General features: G+C 53.4%; 3 protein-coding genes. All 3 read left to right on the plus strand.

The window, feature by feature from the left end; all coding sequences use genetic code 11:
* Positions 1–33 precede the first annotated feature (33 nt).
* On the plus strand, positions 34–1,452 hold the full coding sequence (locus EI77_RS16220) for a Gfo/Idh/MocA family protein (RefSeq protein ID WP_133796341.1): 1,419 nt from the start codon (positions 34–36) through the stop codon (positions 1,450–1,452).
* The gene (locus tag EI77_RS16225; protein WP_133796342.1) at positions 1,449–2,831 is read left to right on the plus strand and encodes a hypothetical protein; all 1,383 of its coding nucleotides are present in this window, start codon (positions 1,449–1,451) and stop codon (positions 2,829–2,831) included. Before EI77_RS16220 ends, EI77_RS16225 begins: the two co-directional genes overlap by 4 nt.
* A gap of 502 nt (positions 2,832–3,333) precedes the next feature.
* Entirely contained in the window at positions 3,334–21,825 is an 18,492-nt protein-coding gene (locus tag EI77_RS16230) for an autotransporter-associated beta strand repeat-containing protein (RefSeq protein WP_133796343.1), read from the plus strand.
* Positions 21,826–21,906: the final 81 nt, after the last annotated feature.

Below are 21,906 nucleotides of genomic sequence, written 5' to 3' on the forward strand. Positions count from 1 at the left end.
TTGCCGCCGGGAGGGCGGCACCATTAGACTGAAATGATGAGTCCCCGCCTGTCCCGCCGTCATTTCCTTGCCACCAGTGCTGCTGCTTTTGGTTTTCCCACGATTGTGCCTAGCAGTGTTTTTGGTAAATCGGGCCGCCCGGCACCCTCGGAGCGGATTACGGTGGGGGCCATTGGCTGGGGTACCATCGCTGGGGACTGGACACCTTCATTTCTGAACAATGAAAAATGCCAGGTTATTGCGGTGGCGGATCCGATGAAGGAATACGGTCACTATGGCTACGATGGCAAGGAAACGGGCGGGCGTGAGGCAGGGAGGAAAATCATCGACCAGCATTATGCGCAGGCGACGAACAAGAGCGGGAAGACCTGCACCGCCTATGAAGACTTCCGCGAAATGATGGAGCAGGAGGACCTGGATGCGGTACAAGTTTCCACCCCGGACCATTGGCACGCCTACATGGCGGTGTATGCGGCGCGAAAGGGAAAGCACATCTATGGCCAGAAGCCTCTGGCGCTCACCATCGCCGAAGGTCGGCTGATGGCGGATGAGGTGGCAAAGGCTGGCGTGACCTGGCAAACGGGCAGCCAGCAGCGCAGTGACATTTACTTCCGCATGGCCTGTGAACTGGTGCGCAATGGACGGCTGGGCAAGCTGACAAGCGTGCGCGTGGGCCTGCCGGGCGGGCATTCTAACTGGAACGGCATGGCGGACCAGACGGCGGTGGCACCGCTGCCGGAAGATTTTAATTATGAGCTGTGGCTGGGGCCGGCGGAGCAGATGGACTATCGTCCGGCCTTACTGCCGCTGAACTGGAGGCATAATTTCAATTTCAGCGGTGGGATGATCACGGATTTTGGTGCGCATCACATCGACATCGCCCAATGGGGCATGGGGACGGAGCAGACGGGACCGCTTGAACTGCGCAATGTCAGCGGAACACTGGATAAAGAGGCTCTCTATAATACGGCTACAGCCTTTGCCTTCGAATGTGTGTATGAAAACGGGGTGATCATGAAAGTGGCCAGCCCTGACCATAAGCTGATGCCAGAGGTGGAGGCCACCCTGAAGACGGCTCCGGGCAAGAAGCCTTTCGATCACGTCGGCGTGCTGTTCGAGGGCGATGCGGGCAAATGGATCTATGTGAATCGCGGCAAGATTTCCGCCAGTGACCCTGCCATCTTGCGGGAAAAGATCGGGCCGGAAGAAATCCATTTGTATGAGAGCAAGGACCATACGGATAATTTCCTGAGCTGCATTTATGATGGCAAGCCGACGGCGACACCCGTGGAGATCGGCCATCGCAGCATCACGATTTCGCACCTAGCCAACATTGCCCTGCGCACAGACAGTACTGGCTTGAAGTGGAATCCGCAGACGGAGCAGATTGAGGGCAATGAGGCCGCATCGAAACTGCTTTCGAAGGAATGGAGGACACCCTGGGTTTTATGATGGAAGGGACTTTTTCCAAAGTTCTGAAGATGACTGTGGCCGAAGAATATCCAGCTCTCCCGCGAGGGGGAGTGGGAGGACTGCAGGCAGCCAAGTGTGCCTCCGCGTTCACGCGTCCGGGGTATGCGGCCGTGTGGTTTGTACTGCTGCTGGGATGTCTATTGGCTCCTCTACTGTCTGCGCAGACCCTCACGTTTGACCCTGCTAAGATTCTCAGCCAGCCGCTGCCGAAGTCCACTGAGCCAGTGACTCCACTGGAACAGATTTATCAGGGGTATGTTTACCTGGAACCGAATCAGATGCGGTTCGAAGTGCTTTTTGATGCGACCACGGTGCTGGAATGGGCGGGCTTACCCAAGACACTGTCGCTGGGTGATGGTGAGCAAAAAGCATTGATGGAGGCTCTGGCAGCCAAGGCGGGTGACTGGTGCCGCATGGGAACGGTAAAGGTCAACGAGGGGAATTTTCTTGGGGCTTCCATCATCAAAGGCAAGCCTGGAGCAACTCTGCCGCTGGAAGAGGGGGAGCGAGTGACCACTCGTGAGGCGATGGTGGGGCTCATTTGGGAGTTTCCGCTGCCGCCGCTGCCGGAGGAGATCGTGATTCAATGGAAAGGTTATATCCAGGATCAGAAGCGTCTGCCGATTCGCGTGTTTTTCGGCGTGAAAAGTGAGCTTATCGAAGCTGTGTCCGGCGTGAGCCAGGTCCGGTGGCGGGTGAAAGACCGCCTGCCCATGCCTGCGCCATTGGCAGCGGTGCCCAAGATCGAAGCACTGCCACCATGGCGGATACCCATGGCCAGTGTGATCTGGTTCAGCCTGGGGCTGGTCTTTTTTCTGCTCTTAAAAGGCTCTGGCAGCCGGTTGCCTGGTGGGCTCATTTCTTTTTTGGGAGCTTGGCTCATGGGTGCTTTGGTGACCTGGCCCCTTTTTGTGGTGGATGTGCCACGGGGATCTGCTGCTCCTGAGGTGAAGGAAAAAAGTGAGGCTGAGGCTGTGCTGGCCCCCCTTTTGCGCAATGTTTACCGGGCCTTTGATTACCGCACGGAGTCTGAGATCTATGACACGCTGGCGCGCAGTGTCAGTGGGGAGTTGCTGCGCAAGCTGTATCTGGAGACGCTAGAGTCTCTGACTCTGGAGGGCCGAGAAGGTACACGAGTGACTATTTCTGAATTCAGTGTCGAAATTATGCAGGTCACCCAAAATACCGAGGGGGCCGGTTTCATTGTGGACTGTCAATGGACGGCTTTGGGAACCGTGGGGCATTGGGGGCATGCGCATACCCGGGTCAACCGCTACAAAGCCAAAGTGACGGTGGCTCCTGAGGAATCTGAGTGGAAAATCGTGAATCTGGATGTGGAAGAAGCGCGCAGAATCTGAGGTAAAGAGAGAGAACTCAGCGCTTGAATGTGCCTACGTAATTTTTTAAATCTTAAATATGCACGATTTGAGAGTATAGTTAAGAAACAGTCGCGTGTCTTTCTTTTGCTGGCTTTCACTGATGTGGTGCAAAGATTTGGAGTAACCTCTTGGTTATGAAGGACTTGACGCAATGGTCATAAGATCCTGATGATCAAGCACTCCCATGGAAGTGCGAATTCGAATGAATTCAAAATTTTGTGCTTGGTCTGTGACATGACTTTGTGATTACATAGTAATAATCTATTAATCGGTGAATTTCCTGCCTCCAACCAACCTTTGCAGGTCATTAACGCGTCTTTATCGACGTGACATGGCATTGTCTCGGCATCAGGCAGGGGCATTTCAAAAGCCGCAATCTATTGTCAATCAACCAGTTAAGTTTCTCCGACCTGGCTTTTCTAGCCTTGGTCAGCCAGTTGCCCTGGCATGAGAAATTTCAAAGAATTTACCCGCTACAGTTATGAAAAAAACCCTTTTTGCGCAGACGCTTTCCGAGCAGATGATGCACATGATGCGCCGCCGGTTGCGGTTGCCGGTGATCGCTTTAATGCTGCTGTGCAATCTGTCCTGGTCGCTCCAGGGATATGGGCAGACCTATACGGCGGTAACTCATGAGAACACCCGTGTCATCCAGTTGAATGGGGATAATCCAACCGCTACTTTGCGTCCGGGAATGACGGTGACGGGTAATGGATTTCCTTCAGGCCTTTACATCACCCAGGTCTTGAGTGGAAATCAGATCCTCGTTAATTTGCAAGTCACTACCCAAACGAGCATACCATTGACTTTTGAATCTGTGGGAGAAGTGGCCGATGATACCGTGGCGCGTACGAACTGGACGAAGACGGGAGTCGGCAGGGCGGTTGTTTTTGGAAACACCAGTTTGGCAGGAAATTTTACCATTCAGGGTGGTTCTGTGCAATTGGGTGGCGTGAGCGCCAATGGCCGCACCTGGATGCAGGATTTGATCGGCAACAATACCTCGGTGATCATGGCCAATGATGTGCCTACAACACTGGACTTTGCCAATAACCGGGTCGCTCACACGCTTTTTGAACGCATTGGCTCCCTGGCGACTACGACGACGACTGGTAATGGGGCTACCGTTAATCTGACAAGTGGAAACACGAGTGTACATCTGGCCGTCGGCGGGAATAACAGTGACACCTTTTTTCGCGGAAACATCAAGGGGGACGCGGCCTCGGCGTTCATTAAAGAAGGCAATGGTACAATGACCTGGGAAAGCGATTTTGCGGATTCATTGAGCGGTACTGTCCGTGTGGATTCAGGGACACTGAGCATCACTGGTATTGAGGGGCTGAATAGCGCTGCGAAAGTGCTAGTGAGTAATAAGTCGGGTGCCAGTCTTGTGTTCAACAATAACGAGACCATTGCCAGCATGCAGGGCGGTGGCCGTGGAGCCATGACCAGCTTTAGCAATGGTACCTTGGGTGCACTTTCCGGGAACTACATCGGTGCCACGGGTGGGAGCATCAGTGTGGCTGAAGACATGGAGCTAAGATTGGAGAATACGCTGGCGAATGCTTCTTTTGGGGGAGTCCTCACAGGAGGAGGCAGCTTTGTGAAAGCGGGAAATAATGTCCTGGAACTTTTTGGAGATAGTGACTATTTGGGGGCTACTACGATTCAGGCTGTAGCGAATAATACGACCAGCATGATCCGGTTGGGGGCATACGGGATTAGTTCGGGCGTGGGATCGTTATCCAGCAGTGGATATGGTCATCTACCTGGCACCACTGCTCTAGAACTTGCAGCCACAGGAGCGGGTAGCAGTGCTTTTTTTGATTTAAATGGCGGCAGCCAGACTCTCTCTTCACTTACCAGCAGCGGCTCGGCTGGCACACAGAGTGTCCTGCTCAATAACGGCAAACTTTCGATCAATACTCTTACAGGCAAGTCCCTGAGTTATGGAGGTAATTTTCAAGGAAATGGTACGATTGATGTTCTGGCCACGATTGACACCACGCAGCCTGGCGGCTGGATATTGACAGGGAACAGCAACACCACGCAGACGGGTTCCTTCAATGTGAAGGGTGGCAAGGTGACGCTCAATGGAACCATTGGAACTCTCGGGGACCGGGTGCATGTGACTGTGGCGAACGGGGCTGAACTCATCGTTAAGCAATCTGACACTGTCGGTTCCCTTTCGGGTAATGGTCTTGTGACTGTGGAATCTGGACGGACTTTGACTCTTCGTTCGGCGCCAGTTGGCGGTGTGGCATCCAACCCTTGGTCGGGGACGATCACTGGAGACGGAGGCCTTACTCTCGGCTCGGGTGCTAGTCTCTTATTGAAGACAGCCCAGGCGTACAATGGTGCCACCACATTGAGCATGGGGTCTGCCCTCTACCTGGATTATGGTACGGGGGGAACAAGCCCCAATCTTATTCCTGATACATCACCTCTGTTATTGAATGGGGGTAGCATTTTCATCAGCGGCACCAGCCCTGGCCAAAATGTGTCTGCGGTGACCATTGGCAGTGGGACGACCACCATTTCAACCCAGTTGGGGGATTCGGCTTCCAAACTTCATTTCAATTCGCTCACCCGTGACACGCTGACCCGTCCCAGCGGACAGCTTGCTGGATCAGGCGGTGGTGTGTTGCAAATTCGCGGTGCCGCAGTTACTGTTGGCAGTGCTGCTTTACCGAGCGGCATATTGGGCGGATATGCCACCTACCATGCTGTGGATGGCGATGGAAATCCCGTGGTAAGCTGGGCCGCACGCGACACTAATGGCAAGGTTGTGGCGTTTACAGATTATATTACAGATTATGCCTCGACGCCCATACAGGACGGTCATTTGGACGTGACCAAAGCGTATGCCCTTGAGAACCCCATTACCGGAAAAGTGGGTTCTTTACGATTTAATGAGGCTCCTACTGATAATGAAGAGTTCAAATTTTACATTGATGGTTCCCATGCTGACATTCAATCAGGGGGCATTTTGGTGACGCCGCTAGTAGGTGATCAAGATGTCACTATTGCCTCGATTTCAGGATCTATCCTTACAGGAGGAGAAGGCTTTTCCAATTACAATGTCTGGAGAGAGCTTATCATTCATCAGCACAACACTCAGGGTTCACTCATTATTGAGGCACCTATCGGAAACGTGCCTGGCACTACTGCGGGAGGGGCCACTCGATTGACCAAAACAGGGCAAGGTAAGTTGATCCTGGCCAATAGTAACACTTATTCTGGGCAGACCAGCATTTGGGGAGGTGTTCTTCAATTGGAGGGGGACAATCAAGCTTCAGGAAACTTGGGAAACAGTGACTTGCCGGTTCTTAATTACGGTTATCTTTCTTTCAATCAAAGCAGTGTTGATTATGCTTTGGGGATGGACATCACCGGTACTGGGGTTGTTCGTAACAACACGACAGGTACTGGGGGAATAACTTTATCCGGAGGCAATAGCAACTACACGGGCACAACACAGATATTGAGCGGTAAGCTGTCCGTGAACAGCAACAATGCCCTGGGTTCGGTGGATGGATTGACCAGTGTTTCCGCTGGAGGGAATCTGGAGATTCGCGGGAGAACCATTGGGGAAACCGTGGTTTTAAAGGGTGGCACTCTTTCTTCGGCCACGGCGACTAAATCTGAACTTTCGGGGGCTTTAATTCTCAAAAACACGAGCACGGTGCAGGCTGGCAGTACAGCTCCGCTCATTATTTCTGGGCAGGTCAGAACTCTTCCGGGCGCTACTTTGAGCGTGAGTTCCAATGGTATCGGTGGACGGGTGATTTTGACCAACAGCTCCAATGAGATTGGCAATGTGAATGTGGATGAAAATACGACATTTCAAATCGGCATGCAGGTGAATGAAGGAGATCCGGTCAGCACCGTTTTTACTCTTGGATCACTTGGTCGTGGAGTTATTAATACAGAAGCGAGCACAAGCAATGTGGTCACAGCGACCAGTAATGCTCATCTTGTATTCGGGGCCAAGATTACTGGGGCGGGTAATTTTTACCAGGTTCGTAACACCGTCTATTTGACGGCTGACAATGATTATACGGGTAAAACAATCGTAGGTGGGATGAATTCCACCATGGTGCTCCCCAAGCTGGGTGCGGTATTGCGTGTCGGGGCGGATACTTATACTGGCAGTGTGGGGACGGGCGACATCCATATTGATTCGGGTTCAAACACAGGCACACCCAATGGTGCTGCCACCCTCGCCTTCAACAAATTAAAGAGCAGCACTCTGGCGAACACCATCTTTTTGAACCCCGTTCTAGATTTTGCAAGGAGTGCAAGCTTCATCCGGCAGAGTCTTGGGTCTCTCAATCTTTCAGGCACCATTAATGCCGGGGCTCATGCAGGGGGAGCTCAGCGTTCGATTCTGCAATCTGACGCAGGCGGTAAGCTGACGATTAGCGGTATTCTTAACAACGGGGAATCGAACCGTATGAATATTGTGAACAACGGCTTCATCTCTTTCGCGAATACGGACAGTGCTTTGAATCAAGAAATTTGGGGGGTGCTATCTGGAGGGGGGGCTTATACCTTCAAGAGTGCTGGTACAATCACACTCAGGGATAACAGTACTTTTTCGGGAATAAACTTTGTGAAGCGGGGAACTGTCGTCGTGGACAGTTCGGCGGGCCTTAATAATGATGTGGACATGTACATCGGGCGCGGGGCTCAGCTTCAATTTAATCAGAATGATACTGTCGGCCTCGTCCTGGGCCAAAAGGGTTCCGTCCTTAACATCACCAACGGCAGCACGCTGACGATGGATGATAGCGGCACCCTATCCAACTTCGGCCGCATTACGGGTGAGGGCACGCTCATCATTGCCCCGGCATCGACATCCTGGCATGGCTTTTTTGGTGACAATGAGCTGGCTTCGGATGCCTTTATTGGTGCTGCAAACACAGCAGGGACAAACGGGGTTCCAACTGTTGTGACCTCGACGGTGCGTGTCAATAACCTTTCCAATAGCGGAGAAGTCAGTTCACTGGGAATGGGTTCTGCCATCAACATAGGTCCAAGCGGTTTGGACTCCGCAAGTATTGATTCCCGGCTGGAGTATATCGGTGAAGGCCAGGCGACGAATCGCGTCATCAATCTCCTAAGCACGAGTGGCAACGTACGCATTGCGGGTAGCGGTAAAGGCGCGCTTATCCTGAACGGGGACATTATCAATGCCGGAACAGGTACAAAAACACTCTATCTTCATGGCCAGACTACTGGTAACACCGTCAATGGTGGGATACTCGAAGGGAGTGGTGTTCTTAACCTGAATGTCAATGCCCACCCTTCAGGTGGCAATAATGACATGTATGGCCATGGACATTGGAAACTTACGAACCGATTTAATGATTTCAGTGGCAGCGTAACGGTTAACTTAGGAGTGCTGGAGCTGGCTGGCCAATTGGGTGATGGCACGGGGACTTCAAGTGTATTTGGTGATCTTACTGCCACACGTACTGTCATTATGGGATCCAATAACTTCGATGCCCGCCGTTTTGATATTTTCTCGGGCTTGGATACTTTGAGTGCCATTGACACTCCCCTGGAGGCAACAGGAACTATTCTTTTTAACGATAATCAGGACTCGTTGACAACTGTCTTTGGCAGCAACATCACCTTCCGTCAAAATTTCAGCTCCACGACTCTAGAAGGCAGCGCTCAACTGATCAACAATGGCACTAAGGTGCTGGTCTTTAATGGTGAGTTCCAATCAGGAGCCAGCGGTAACCGTAGCTGGATTTTGGACGGCACGAATACCGGTGCAAACACCATTAATGGTGTGATCCAGGACACTGCTACCACAGGCACTAGTGATACGGTGGGCGTCATCAAGGAAGGCTCAGGCCGGTGGCGTCTGAATGGGACCGTCGCTGCCCCAAATTTGTATGAAGGTACAACGCAGATTGCCCGTGGTATCCTGGAACTGGATGGCGGTTATGCGGTTTTTGATAACGGTCTGGTGACACTCAGTAATCAAGGCTCGGACAGCTCAGCCGTTGGTGGGGCTACCCTGAGGATCCTGGAATCTGAAACGATTGGTGGCTTGGCGGGTGCTTACGGCACGACCGTGGAACTGGCGGATGGGAAGACCTTGACGGTCCGGTCTTCGACCCAGGTTTACAACGGCTTCATCACAGGAGGCGGTGGTTTTACCCGCACTAATAATGACACCACAGGTAGAGATTCGTATCTGACAAATCTTAATGACTACACCGGTGTCACTCGCATCATCACCAATGGTTCGAATGCAGCACTCGTCCGTATCAACGTGCAGCACTTGGCGGATGGCGGTGAGGCCAGCGGCATCGGCTCATCCACCAGCGCGGCTTCCAATCTCATTATGAGTTCCGCTACAGGCGGTGGCGGTCTGCGCTGGCAGGGATCGACTAGCCAGGACACGGATCGACTCTTCACTCTGGGTGCAGGGACAGGTGCAGGTGCCATCTGGGCAGAGGGTCAAATTTTTGGAGACTTTGCGCCTGTTCTTCACTGGACCGCTACCGATGCCTTTGAATTCCTGGACCCTGCCAGCAGCCGTACTTTAGGACTCCGCGGTACTACCATTGCTGAAAACCGTTTTGACCTTCAGATCAATGACAGCTCAGCCACCGGCATCACCTCCCTCACAAAGTCGGATGCAGGCATGTGGCTGCTGACCAATGCAAACAGTAACTACAGCGGTGTCACCACCATTGCCAACGGCACCTTGGCGATTACCAATGCCAATGCCCTGGGGAATAGCAGCGTCACGCTGGCCGGTGGTTCTGCCAATGCGGGTCTGCTGCTGCGCGGCTCCCTCAACATGGACAATAATCTGACCAATACCACGACCAACGGGGTTCTCGTGGCAGAGGGTGGTCAGAGTACATGGTCCGGTGGTTTTAGCCTGTCAGGCACCAATTCCAGCCTGCGGGTGGGCATTGTGGCTGCGGCTGATTCCTTGACCATCCTCAGTGGCATCACTGGCTCCTTGGGGTCGGGCAGACTTGTCAAATATGGCCGAGGCACCCTGACAATGAGCGGTGAAAACACTTACACAGGCATTACCAGCATTTCAGGCGGCAAAGTGGTGCTCGATTATGCTACCTCCAATACAAGCAAGCTGGCCAATGGTCAGGTTTTAGAGCTCGGCTTCAGCGGTATATCCACGACAGGCAATACTCTCAGCCTAGGGGCTGACAACGACGTCGGCGGCCAAAGTGCTCAGGTCGCCTTTGCGGGTGGCACGTTGGCTCTCTCCGGCGGCAGTCACGTTGAAGTTGTTTCTGCAACAACAATCAACAATGGAGCCAACCGCGTGATCCGCGAAGGCGTGGGAGCCACCTCTGTTCTGCAAATGGGTGCGATCACTCGCAATTATGCATCAGCACTCAACAGTTATGGCACGATTGATTTTGGCGCGGGCGGTATTGCCACGACCACATCCACGAACGTTTCCACGGGTGGCCTACTCTCCGCTACTATTTCCGGCAGCACGACTGCGAGCACCGCCTATGCCACGGTTGGCCAGACGGATTGGGCAACGGTGAGTTCCGGTTCCATCGTGGCTTACACTGCCTATGGCACCACCTTTGCGAGCGGCGTCAATACCAACATTACAGCGGCTGATACCAATGTGCTTGCAAATGCCAGCACCAATACCATCCGCTTCAATACGAATGTTACGGGCGGTGTTAATACATTGACCTTGGCCGGTATCTTGAATTTGCAGTCGGGTGGCATTTTGGTCACCCCAAACGTGACCGATAAAATCGTCATCAAAGGTACGGCTGGCTCCCTGCGCAGGTCAGTCTCAAACTCCGCGCTGGATACGGTTATCCATCACTATGGTTCTGGAGATCTGGTGCTGGATGTCCCTTTGACCAATAACAGCGGCACGACTGGTCAGGCGCTGACCAAGACAGGGAAAGGAACCCTTGTCCTGACCCGGGCGAATACCCTCACTGGCCGCATCACCATTCAGCAGGGCACCCTTCAGTTGGGTGATGGCACCACAGTTGTTGGCTCTCCTTCCACTCCCCAGCTTGGCGGAGTCGCTACGGGTAATACGATTGGTATGGCGGATGGCACTCTCTTACGTATCAACGTCGCAAATGCCGCCCATACAAGTTTCATCGGCGCGATGAATGGTGGTGGCGAACTGCGTCTCGCAGCCACGAACACATCCACCCTGGTTTTGACGGGGTCATCCCTGGACTGGGTGGGCGATATTTATGTGGATGGCGGCACACTGGGTATTCGTGGTTCAAACAGCCTGGGCAGCGTTCGCGGTGCGGCCACCTTTGCCAGTGGCACCGCGCTGGACATCCAGATGGTGGGCACTTCCGCCGCAGCCATCACCTCTGCCAAACGCATCACTTTTGAAAATGGTTCCACCCTGAAAGTGACCAATGATGGTACGATCCGTAACTTCATGGCCACTCTCAGCGGCGTCCTGACTTTACAGAACACAAGCGCAGCTGGCTTCGCCATGAATGTCGCCAATGGGCAGTCCTTGACAATCAGCGGAATGATCAAGACGGCGAATGGGTTCACCAAAGAGGGCGATGGTTTGCTGATCTTGAGTGCCAACCAGTATCAGGACGCGCTGCCTGGCGCTGTGGCCTCGTCCGCAGGCGTGATTACTCCCGATGTAAATCCAGCTCTCCTTGGCAAGATCATCGTCAGTGATGGCGAACTGCGCCTCGGCAACATTCGCGCCCTGGGTGCAGTGGGGCTGGGCAATGAGACAGAAATTAGAGACGGAGCCAGTTTAAATCTCAACGGCATGGCCATCAATTTCCCAGATGTTGAGGACCCGAATCGTGAAATCATTCACATCGCTGGCAAGGGTGTCAATGAAACTGGAGCTTTGAAAAACACCACGGGGCTGGGTTCCGTCTCAACGGTGATCTTTGATGACCATGCGACCATGAGCGGCGGTGGTTTTGTCAATGGACAGAGCACCAGCACGACGGCACCGGCCAGTTCCAGGCTGGTCATTGCCGGTTATGACATCAACCGGAATACCAGCACAGTGGCGGCTGGGGCCCTGCTGGCGGGTAACTATCAGCGTGTGGAAGCTGTCATTGATGGCAATAACAAGAAACTGACCATCGTGGGTAACTCCACTTTTGCCGATGCCACGGGTGCAGGTGTCACCTTCCGTGATCCCAAGTTCACCAGTGCACTAGATTCCATCATCATCAGTGAAGGAACTTTCAGGATCGACCAGGAGCCAGGCAGCGGAGCCACCTTTAAAGGCCTTAACAGTGCCAATGTGACCAACGGTGTCTTCATCGGCTATACAGGAGCTACTCTGGCGGACCAGACGAATGCATCACTCGGCCTGGGGCCAAATGTGGGTGCCCGCCTCAATTTCTTCCGCAACTTTGGCACCGATCACAGTGTGAACATCACTATGAATGGTATCACGGCTGCGGCTGCAGGCGGGGCCAATTACATCGACCTGGGTACAGATGGCACCATACCCAACCCGCGCACCTACCTGAGCGGCACTGTGACACTTATCGGAGATCCAGAGCGCATGGGTGATGCGACTCGCAATTTCTTCCACATTGATGCTGCTAATTCCACGCTGACAATTGGTGCGCAAGGGAACCTCACGGGTGCCATTCAGTCCAAGCTCATCGTGACTGGACAAATTCGTGGAACAGGTGGTTTCACCAAAACCGGCCTGCAGGAGCTGCGCCTGACCGCTGACAACGACTTTACGGGAGCGCTCAATGTTCTGCGCTTTGGTGCCGCACTGGTGCCCTGGCAGGATAATCTGGTAAACATCAATGGCATTGACTACCAGACACTGGGGGATGCCGAAGGCTTCTCTGAATGGGGGCTGACATTATCGGGTGCGAATGGTAGTATTTCCGGGACGACGACCATCAATCTTCAGCGTCGGGGTCTGATCACGCTGGACAATACGGATCGCCTGAATGCTTCGAATCGCGTCAATGCCCAAAGTCTTGTAACAGGCGGCAACAACAATAACCGCATCAATGACGCTGCCAGCATCAATTTTCAGCAGGGCTGGTTGAAGATCTTTGGCGGTACTTCCGATAATTCTGAGTCTCTGGCCACGACCAATGACGCCAAGCTTAATCTCCTCGGTGGCACAAACGTCATTGATCTGATGCCGACCGATGGGGCGGACACCTCAATGACCCTCACCATTGGTGAAATCAACCGTCAGGCCGGATCCATCCTGCAAATCAACAATCTGGATTCGACATCCAAGTTTGGCAGCACCGGTGGGGCTGAAAGTGTGAATGTGCTTCTAAATTCCATCGGAAACCTCGTGCAGGTGGGAAATGCAACGAGCACCACTAACAAAAAGGTTATCATCGGACTTTTCGGCGGCATCATGCCGCATGAATACCTCAGCGATGTACGCGCTCTGGCTTATAACAACGGTGGCACCTCTGACTTGCTTGGGCAGGGCCGCCTGCAGCAGGCCATCGCCGCCTCTCATTTCATGACCTGGGATTCGGTTACCAAAGTGCTGCGGCCCTTGGATGATTCTGAATATTTCAAACCTCTGGATGGTTTGCTGGACACCTTGAATGGGTCCGTCGGACAGAATGTGAATTTGAACGAGGCGGTCACCATCGCACGGGAGAATACCTCCGTTAATTCGCTGCGTTTCGGCCCGCTTTCTGACAATCAGGGCAACAACACCGGAACAAGCAGCCCCATCCATAATGGCACCATGCTCACGGATATGGTGGATTCCCATACCCTGCAATTGCTCTTGGACGGCACGCTGACCATTGATTCTGGGATGATCAGCAGTGCTTACTTCTCCACAGGGAATAACAGCACGACCACGAATAACATAGGTGGGTTTGATACCCTTATCGCTGGGGGCACACTGAATTTTGGAACTCGGGAAGCCATCATCAACAATCAGAATGCTCTGATCCGCAGCACGGATGGCGTTGTAGCCCTGGGTAATCTGGAAATCCGCTCCGTCATCGCAGGCAGCGGCGGTCTTTTGAAGACAGGCTCCTCACCGGTGTTCCTGGACGGACGCAATACCTATTCCGGCGTCACGACCGTGAGCAATGGAAACCTGTTCCTGCGCAATGGGCGGCAGTCCCTGGGCGCTGGCGGCGCTGGCAACGGAGTGGTCATTGAAGGCAACGGCAATCTCTATGCCGGCGGCGGTATCCAGGTGGGTTCAGCCACGGCCTATGAGGATATCTTGGTGAAGACGCTTCAGGCCAACCAATACATCATGCGGATGGATACGGACATGACCAATTGGTTCTCCAACATCACCATTGATAATGTGGACCTGGCCGGACATGCCCTCTTTGCACCCATCATCCGTGCGGACAATTCAGCCTCTGCAATTATTAACGGCAACATCACGGGCGGAAACACCACTGTCTCCCAGGATGTGTTGGCCAATACTTCACGGGTCGTCCGGTTTGAAGCTGCTGGCAGCAACAACTTCATTTTCCGTGGCCAGTTCGGTGATAAGACCGTCAATGGCAAAGCGGTGCCAATCTCTGACCCCATCTCCACGCTGTCCACGATAGGTGGCCAGCGCACTAATGAAAATGAGGTGCTGCGGGTGGAGCTGGCATCCGGCTCGGCTGAAACCAACTATGTGATGGAGCAGCAGTACAATGCCGTCGGACGTCTCTCGCTCATCCAGGGGAATTTGATCATCACCTATGATCCCAATGCGGCAGGCCGCGACGGCACAGGTTTCTGGACGGATGCGGCCATGGCCAACATTCCAGATGGTAATTCCAGCAACTTGATTAACAGCACCACTTTCGCACAGAGCGGCGGCAGCATGCAGCAGGGCTTCGTCATGGGCTCTTCGACCACAGGACCTGCCAATTCCACCACAGGGCTAGCGATTAACAATGGGGTCAGTTCTCTCTTGCTGACCAGAGCTGGACAGTCCTTCAACATGGCTAGCTGGAGCACTTTAGGCTCCGGTCTCAAGGTCATTGGTGGTATGAACGAAAGTGGTGAAGTGTACTACGGAAACTCGACCGCGACGGGCACTCTCTCCATCTCAGGAGCAGCCGTGCGTCTCTATTCTATGGCTGGGGGAACTGTGATTTTTGACCAGCGCCTGGACACTTCTCTTGGCGCTTCGGTCAGCTTTATCAAAACCGGACGTGGCACCGTAGTTCTGAAAAACTCCACCGGAGCTGCATCGACGTCCAACTTTGAGATTGCTGGGGGGACTTTGATCCTGGATCATAGCGGGGCCAATGTGGCGCGCGTTGGCTCTGCTAACGCGATTTTTGGAGGTGGAGCTGTTCGGGCTCTCTCCAGCACGACAGCCAACAGCACCGCCAACTACGCGACTACCAGTGCGGCCAACAACATTCTTAACCTACGCTTGGGCAGCAACACAGAGATCTCAGCCCAGGGACGTAGTACATCGACCATGACGGTAAATATGGGTAACGCTAGCACGAACAACACGCGGTCCAACGTGACCCGTGGTGTGGGGGCCTCCCTCAATCTGGTGGAGGAGACCAATGGTATCATCACCATGAACTTCAATACGCTGGTTCCAAGTGTTCAGAAGAATGTGATCGTTCCTTGGGCTACCTTCAGCACGACGTCCCGTGAAGCGCTGGACTTCGCCATCGTCGATGGTACTGCCTCCAACCGGGTGAAGGCTTTCATCCGTGACTCGGGACACTATTTGACTGATGTGGCCGGATTTACCAAGGGCATGAATGCTTCGGAGACTTCCAGCGGTGCATTCAGCGGCACGCTCGGTGCAGATACGGTCCTTTCCACCCTGCGTTATGATTCAGCTGTGGATAGCACCATCAATCTGGGCACACGCACGCTTTCCCTGGCTGGCAATGGCTCTGCCGGCGGCTTGCTCGTCAGCAGCAATACCCTGACGGCTAACAAGACCATCACGGGCGGCTCCATCACAGCAAATACGGCCAGCTTCTCCGGCAGCACGACCAAAGACAGCAGGGTCCTTGTTGTGGTGAATCCCACGGCCTACTTGAGTATCGGCATGCCGATCACCGGCACTGGGATTCCTTCGGGAGCATTCATTACTGCCATCGATGGTAACAACGTGACCATCTCCGCCAATGCGACTGCGTCCGGTTCATCTGTGAACCTCAGCACGGCGACGCCGGAAATCATGATCCATCAGTATGGTAAAGGAACCCTGACCATCGATTCGATCATTACAGGTGACAATGTGCTGACCATCGCCGGACCGATGACAACCTCGCCAGAGCAGTTTGGCACGACTGGAGTTGTTAAACTTACGGGCGATAACACTTACACCAAGGCCACTCATGTGACGGGTGCAGTGCTGGAAATTTCCAAAGCGTCTTCGCTGGGGATCAATCCGACATCCGTCACCAACGGACAATTGATACTCAACGGTGGTACATTCCGTTGGACAGGCGGCGTGGAAAGCCTTGGTAAGCGCGGCATCACATTCAGCGGCAGCGGCGGGGTGATTGATGTGGTCAATGCCACGGGAAATCTGATCATAGGCGAAGGCATCAGCGGGACGCAGGCATCCATTGTGGCTACGGAAATTTTCCGGGGTGACTTGGTGAAAATGGGTGCAGGTACACTGAGCCTGCTGGGTAATAACTCCACTTTCAACGCATTGATTGATGTGCGTGAAGGCAACCTGGTGCTCATGAATGACAGTGCAACAAATACTGCTGGCCTGACCACACTCCTGGGTAGCAGCCGTTCTTGGGCGGATGGAACCATCCTGCGCTCTGGAACTAATATTCAAGTCTTCCTGGGTAGTTCGAGTGATTGGATCATGGAAGAATACATCACCTTTGAAGGTAACAATACCTTCACCTACGGGGGGCTTTTGGATATCAGTACCACCCTGTCATCTACAATGGGATCCATCTACAACTTGGGCAATCGCCGTCCGCTTAACCTCAATGGTGTTTTGGACATTAAAGGGACGACGACCTTTGATGTGACCCCGACCGGAGTCCTGCTTCTGAACAATGCTGGAGGTTATTTGACGGGTTCTGGCGACATCGTTAAGGATGGGCAGGGGGAACTTCATTTCCGTTCCAATGTTCCAGACTGGACGGGGAATCTGATCATCAAACAGGGTAGCGTTTACGCGGCTAACCAAGCGGACGTCATCGGCACAGGTGCTGCCTCGGGCAAGCGCATCACTCTGGGTAGCACTGAACGCCAGGGTTCAGCCGATTTCCTTGTCCAGCAGATAGAAGAGACAGTGCAGGGCTGGCTCTTTGACATCAATCACAACATTGATGTGATCTACAATCCGTCCCAGACCAAGCGTATCGGCATTGAGGGCATCGCTAATGGCACCAAGGTGAATTACAACGGCGATATCACGCTCAATGATAACCTGATTCTTCTGGTTCGTGACGTGAACACCGCAGTAGGCGGTGAGCAGTCTTATGTGAACTTCAATGGCAGGTTTATTGATGGTGCCATCACCAGCGGTAACCTTATTGTCCAAACGGATGACACCGATGCTACTCCTAACAATAGCGTCACCAATAGCGCCACCGTCAATAACACTGCCAATGGCCGCAGCACTGGTTATGCTGTGCTCAATGGTGATAACAGCGGCTGGACAGGTGACGTCAGCATCAGTGACAACACGGCCTTCAACCAGGATACCACCGCTGTCCTGCGCCTGGGCAATGCCAAGGCACTGACTGCCGCCAACGATGTGAGGATGAACTATAACTCCATCCTTCAGGCTGGTGGAAATAACGTGACGATTGGGAACCTGAGCACCTACGGTGGCGATGGGCAGTTCTATGGCGATGCAGGAACCATGTCGGCCTCCACCTTTGGCAGCTCGGAAATTATTGAAAACGCTTCAGCGACAGCCGCCACTCTTTCTATCTCGCAGTCCACACCGTCCACCTATGAAGCGAGCTGGGATGCCTACTTCCGGGATGGCACGCTCAACAGTGAGTTCTTTGCAGTCGGCACCAATGTGCTGCAAAAAAGCGCAGCCCTGAACCTGACTAAAACTGGCACGGGCTGGGCTACACTTACTCTGGATAATGATTACAGTGGTACAACCGTGGTGGAGCAGGGCATCCTCCAGGTGGGACGTAACAACATGGGCGATACCGGCGCGCTGCCGACCTCCGGAAATGCGGCCACTTTAATGACCCGTGTCCTGGCCAATGGCACCGTGGCAGGAACAGGCACTGTGCAGGGTAAACTGATGGTACTTTCAGGCGGTACACTGAAGCCTGGCGATGCAGCGGGAAATAGCATCGGCACTCTCATCGTCAATGGAGACGTCATTTTCAGCAGCGGCTCTAACACCTTGATGCAGATCCGTAATGCGACGTATAACAATCCAGGAGCACTTACCGTTACGGATGAGAGCTACGAGACTTGGCGTAATGGAGTGTTTGCAGACGAATTCAGTTCAGCTTTGGGTGACATGGTCACTTCGGCTCAGCATGATATGGTCCTGGCCACAGGCACCATCAATTGGATTCCAGGAACCAAGGTCACCCTGCAAGGGGATGGTTATACTCCAAAGGCCGGGGACATCATCCGGCTCTTTGCAGGTGGCACCACGAATAATGCTGGCGGTATCAACGTCGGTCCCGAAATCCGCACAGGGGGTGAGACGGACATTCCTAATTTGGATCTCATCCTTTTTGCTCTGGGTGGCAACTTGCGTTGGGATGTCAGCCTGTTCAATTCCAAGGGCGTCTTGATGGTGGTGGAGGCAGACACTGCAGTTCAGTCCATTGCTGCACCCATCATTACTCAGTTGCCGCAGAAGACTCCTGCAGGCAATGGGAAGCTGGCGCTGAATACTCCGGTGACGCTGACAGCTTTGGCCACTACTACGGGCAAACCTGAAAACCTTAAGTATCAGTGGATTCTCAATGATGTCGCAGTGGAGGGGGCAATATCCAGCACCTACAATTTCCCGGCTAATTCCCAGACTAAGGGTCTTTATCGTGTCGCTGTGACCAATGAGGGCGGGATCACCTTTTCTCCTGCGGAGTCTGCGGTGATGGTCGATGTGGACGACGTTCCTGACATCGCCTTCAACACGGCCACTGTCCAAAAGGAAGAAGGTCAAAATCACACCTTCAATATTACCGTGGGGGGCCCGCCTGGTGAAGATGGTTTTAGCTATGAGTGGTTTAAGGACGGTGAACCGATTACAGCTAACGCTAGTGCTACCCAGGAGGATCTCGTTTTGACCAACTTGACTCAGGGAGACCAGGGGCTGTATTCGGTGAGGGTCACAAGTGAATATGGCACTTCAATCAGCGGTGCGGCTTTCCTTAATGTGCGGGATAGGATCACTCAGGTGGCAATTACCCAAAACATTGCCGATACCTATCTGGGGCAGAACATCCGCCTGACGGCTGAGCACGATGGGGAAGGCGCATTTAACTATGAGTGGCGCAGGAATAACGCGCTCTTTAGTGCTCCTAACAGCAAGACAATTGACATTAGCAATGCTCAGGAGATCAACAAAGGTAACTACACTGTGAAGGTTACATCTGTGCCTGGCCCGACAAATTTTGTGCTCAGTGCTGCCTTGAATCTTGATCTGAAAAATCCGTTGCCTGAGATCATTATTCCTCCTGCGTCCAAGACGGTGCTCGCTGGCACACCTTTGCCAATGAGTGTACAGGCCACTGGTCTGCCACTGCTGACGTATGTTTGGAAGAAAAACAATGTGATCCAGGTTAACGCTTTCCAAGCTAACATCACCAAACAAGAAGCCCTGCTGACGGATGGTGGCGCTTATGTGGTGGAAGTATCCAATGCCCTTGGGAAAGCCACCAACATCAGCACCAAAGCTCCAATCAAGCTGGCCGCCGAAGTGGTGGTGGTGGACAACACCAAGCGTTTCTTACCTCTTCCTGCTCTGGGCACTGCAACCCTGACTGCTGTCGTAGGAGCCAGCACAAAGGCAGCCATTACCTATCAGTGGCACCGCGTCCGCACACGTCTGGTGGAAGTGGAGCCACCCGTCGAAGACCCTGTGGGTGATCCAGTCATTGAAGATCCTGTAGAGGATCCAGGTGATGGCGAAGAACCTGGTGGTGAAACTCCTGGTGGAGAAGAACCCGTGGATGAGCCTGAGTTCGTCGTAGAGGAATACCTGGAGGACATCGTTCCAGGTGTCGATGCTAACATCACAGGTTCTAAAGCCAAGATCATGAAAATCACTAAAGTGGTGGCTGGTGATTTTGAAAATGACGGGGATGAAGGCGTGTACCGCTGCACAGTTACAGGTCCTGATGGCACCTCCATCACGGCTTGCGAATACGAACTGCGCATCTTTACCACCGCTCCTGATTTCGATGACACACTCCTGGTGGGTGATCCAACAAACCGGATGATCAACTTTAACTCCGGTCTCATCGGCCGGGATTATTATTATCAGTTGCCAGTCAAGCGTGACAATCCAGCCGCATGGCCTGACAAAATCACGGCATCGGGGCTGCCTCCAGGTCTTAAAGTGGATCCTATCAGTGGCGTCGTTTCTGGCAAGCCTACGGCCACCAAGGTGGGCGGATACCTGGTGACGGTGACGATCGCGAACAAGATCAACAAGAAAATCCTGAAGGGCTATATCAACATCAGCGATCTGGCGACTTCCATCCCTGGTGTTTGGGTGGGTCTGGTTGATCGTCATCCAGCCATCGGAGATAATCTGGGCGGACGTGTGGAACTCACAGTCACGACCAAGTCCACCTATACAGGCAAGCTGTTCCTGGGTTCGCTGACTTATAGCTTCTCCGGCATGCTGGATCTGAGTGGATCTGCGCCAAAGGGGACTGCCTATATCAAGCGCACCGGCAAACCTGTGCCGCCTAACCTGAAGTTGGACTTCACCTTGAATCCATCCAACAACACTCTTGATGCAGGGACGATTACCGATGGGGATAACACGGTGGCATTCGATGGCTGGCGCCATATTTTCGTCGCCAAGGCTACGGCTACCAGCCAGCCAGCTACCTCCTATGCAGGGTACTATACCATGTCCCTGGGACTCAGTTCAGACAGTCCTCTGCTCGTTGACGCAGGAACGCCTAACGTCCCTCTCGGCGCAGGTTATGCCACCTTTACCGTGGCTGCGGATGGTAAGTTCAAGATGGCCGGGAAAATGCCTGATGGTGAAGTGTTCACGAATACCACCTTTGTGGGCCCGATGGGTGAAGTGGCGGTTTACCAGCACATGTATAAGGCCCTCAAACCTTGGGGCGGTTCCTTGCTGGGACAATTCGGCATCACCGTGAAACCGAATACCAACCAGACAGATCCTCCAAACACCAATAATACGGTCAGCGGCAATGCGACATGGGTGCGCCCGGCCAGCCTTAAAGTTACGGACCGTACCTTTAGAGCCGGTTTCGGTGTGGATGGTGCGCCTGTGTCTACGCCTTTGGATGTGGTGGCTGTCGGTGGGCGCTACAATGCGCCGGTGCTAGGCACAGTCGTGCTGGGCATGCCTGATCCTGTCATCGTGACCGAAAACAATGCACGGGTGGATTTCTACAGCGGCGGCGACTTGGGAATGACCTACTACATCACCGGTGTTTCTACGCCTTATGTCTCCAAGAACCCTGATGTGGACTTGGCTGTTCTTAAAGGCAGTAAAGTTACTGTCCTCAAGAACCAGCAGCCTGTGGATGTGAAAACTGCCCTGACTGCAACTGCGAAGACGGGCCTGATTACAGGTTCCTTCACCGTGAAGGATATCAATCCCCGCTTCGGTCCTGGTGCCACAGCTTTCATCACCCGCACCGTCAAGTTTGAAGGCGTGATCATCAACGAGCCTATCCCTGAATCGGAAGGCGGCGGCAGCCAGTTGGTGGGAGTGGGATACTTCCTGCTGCCGCAATTGCCGAATGCTACTGCTGGCACCACGGATAAAACGTCTCCCTTCTATTCTGGACGCTTTGTCTTCGAGCCCCTGCCTTAACCACCAGGTATAACCTCAACAAAAAAGCCACCTGTGAAGACAGGTGGCTTTTTATTTTGCGGGCCTCGCTACAAAAGCTCC

It is taken from the genome of Prosthecobacter fusiformis (assembly GCF_004364345.1).
GTDB lineage: Bacteria > Verrucomicrobiota > Verrucomicrobiia > Verrucomicrobiales > Verrucomicrobiaceae > Prosthecobacter > Prosthecobacter fusiformis.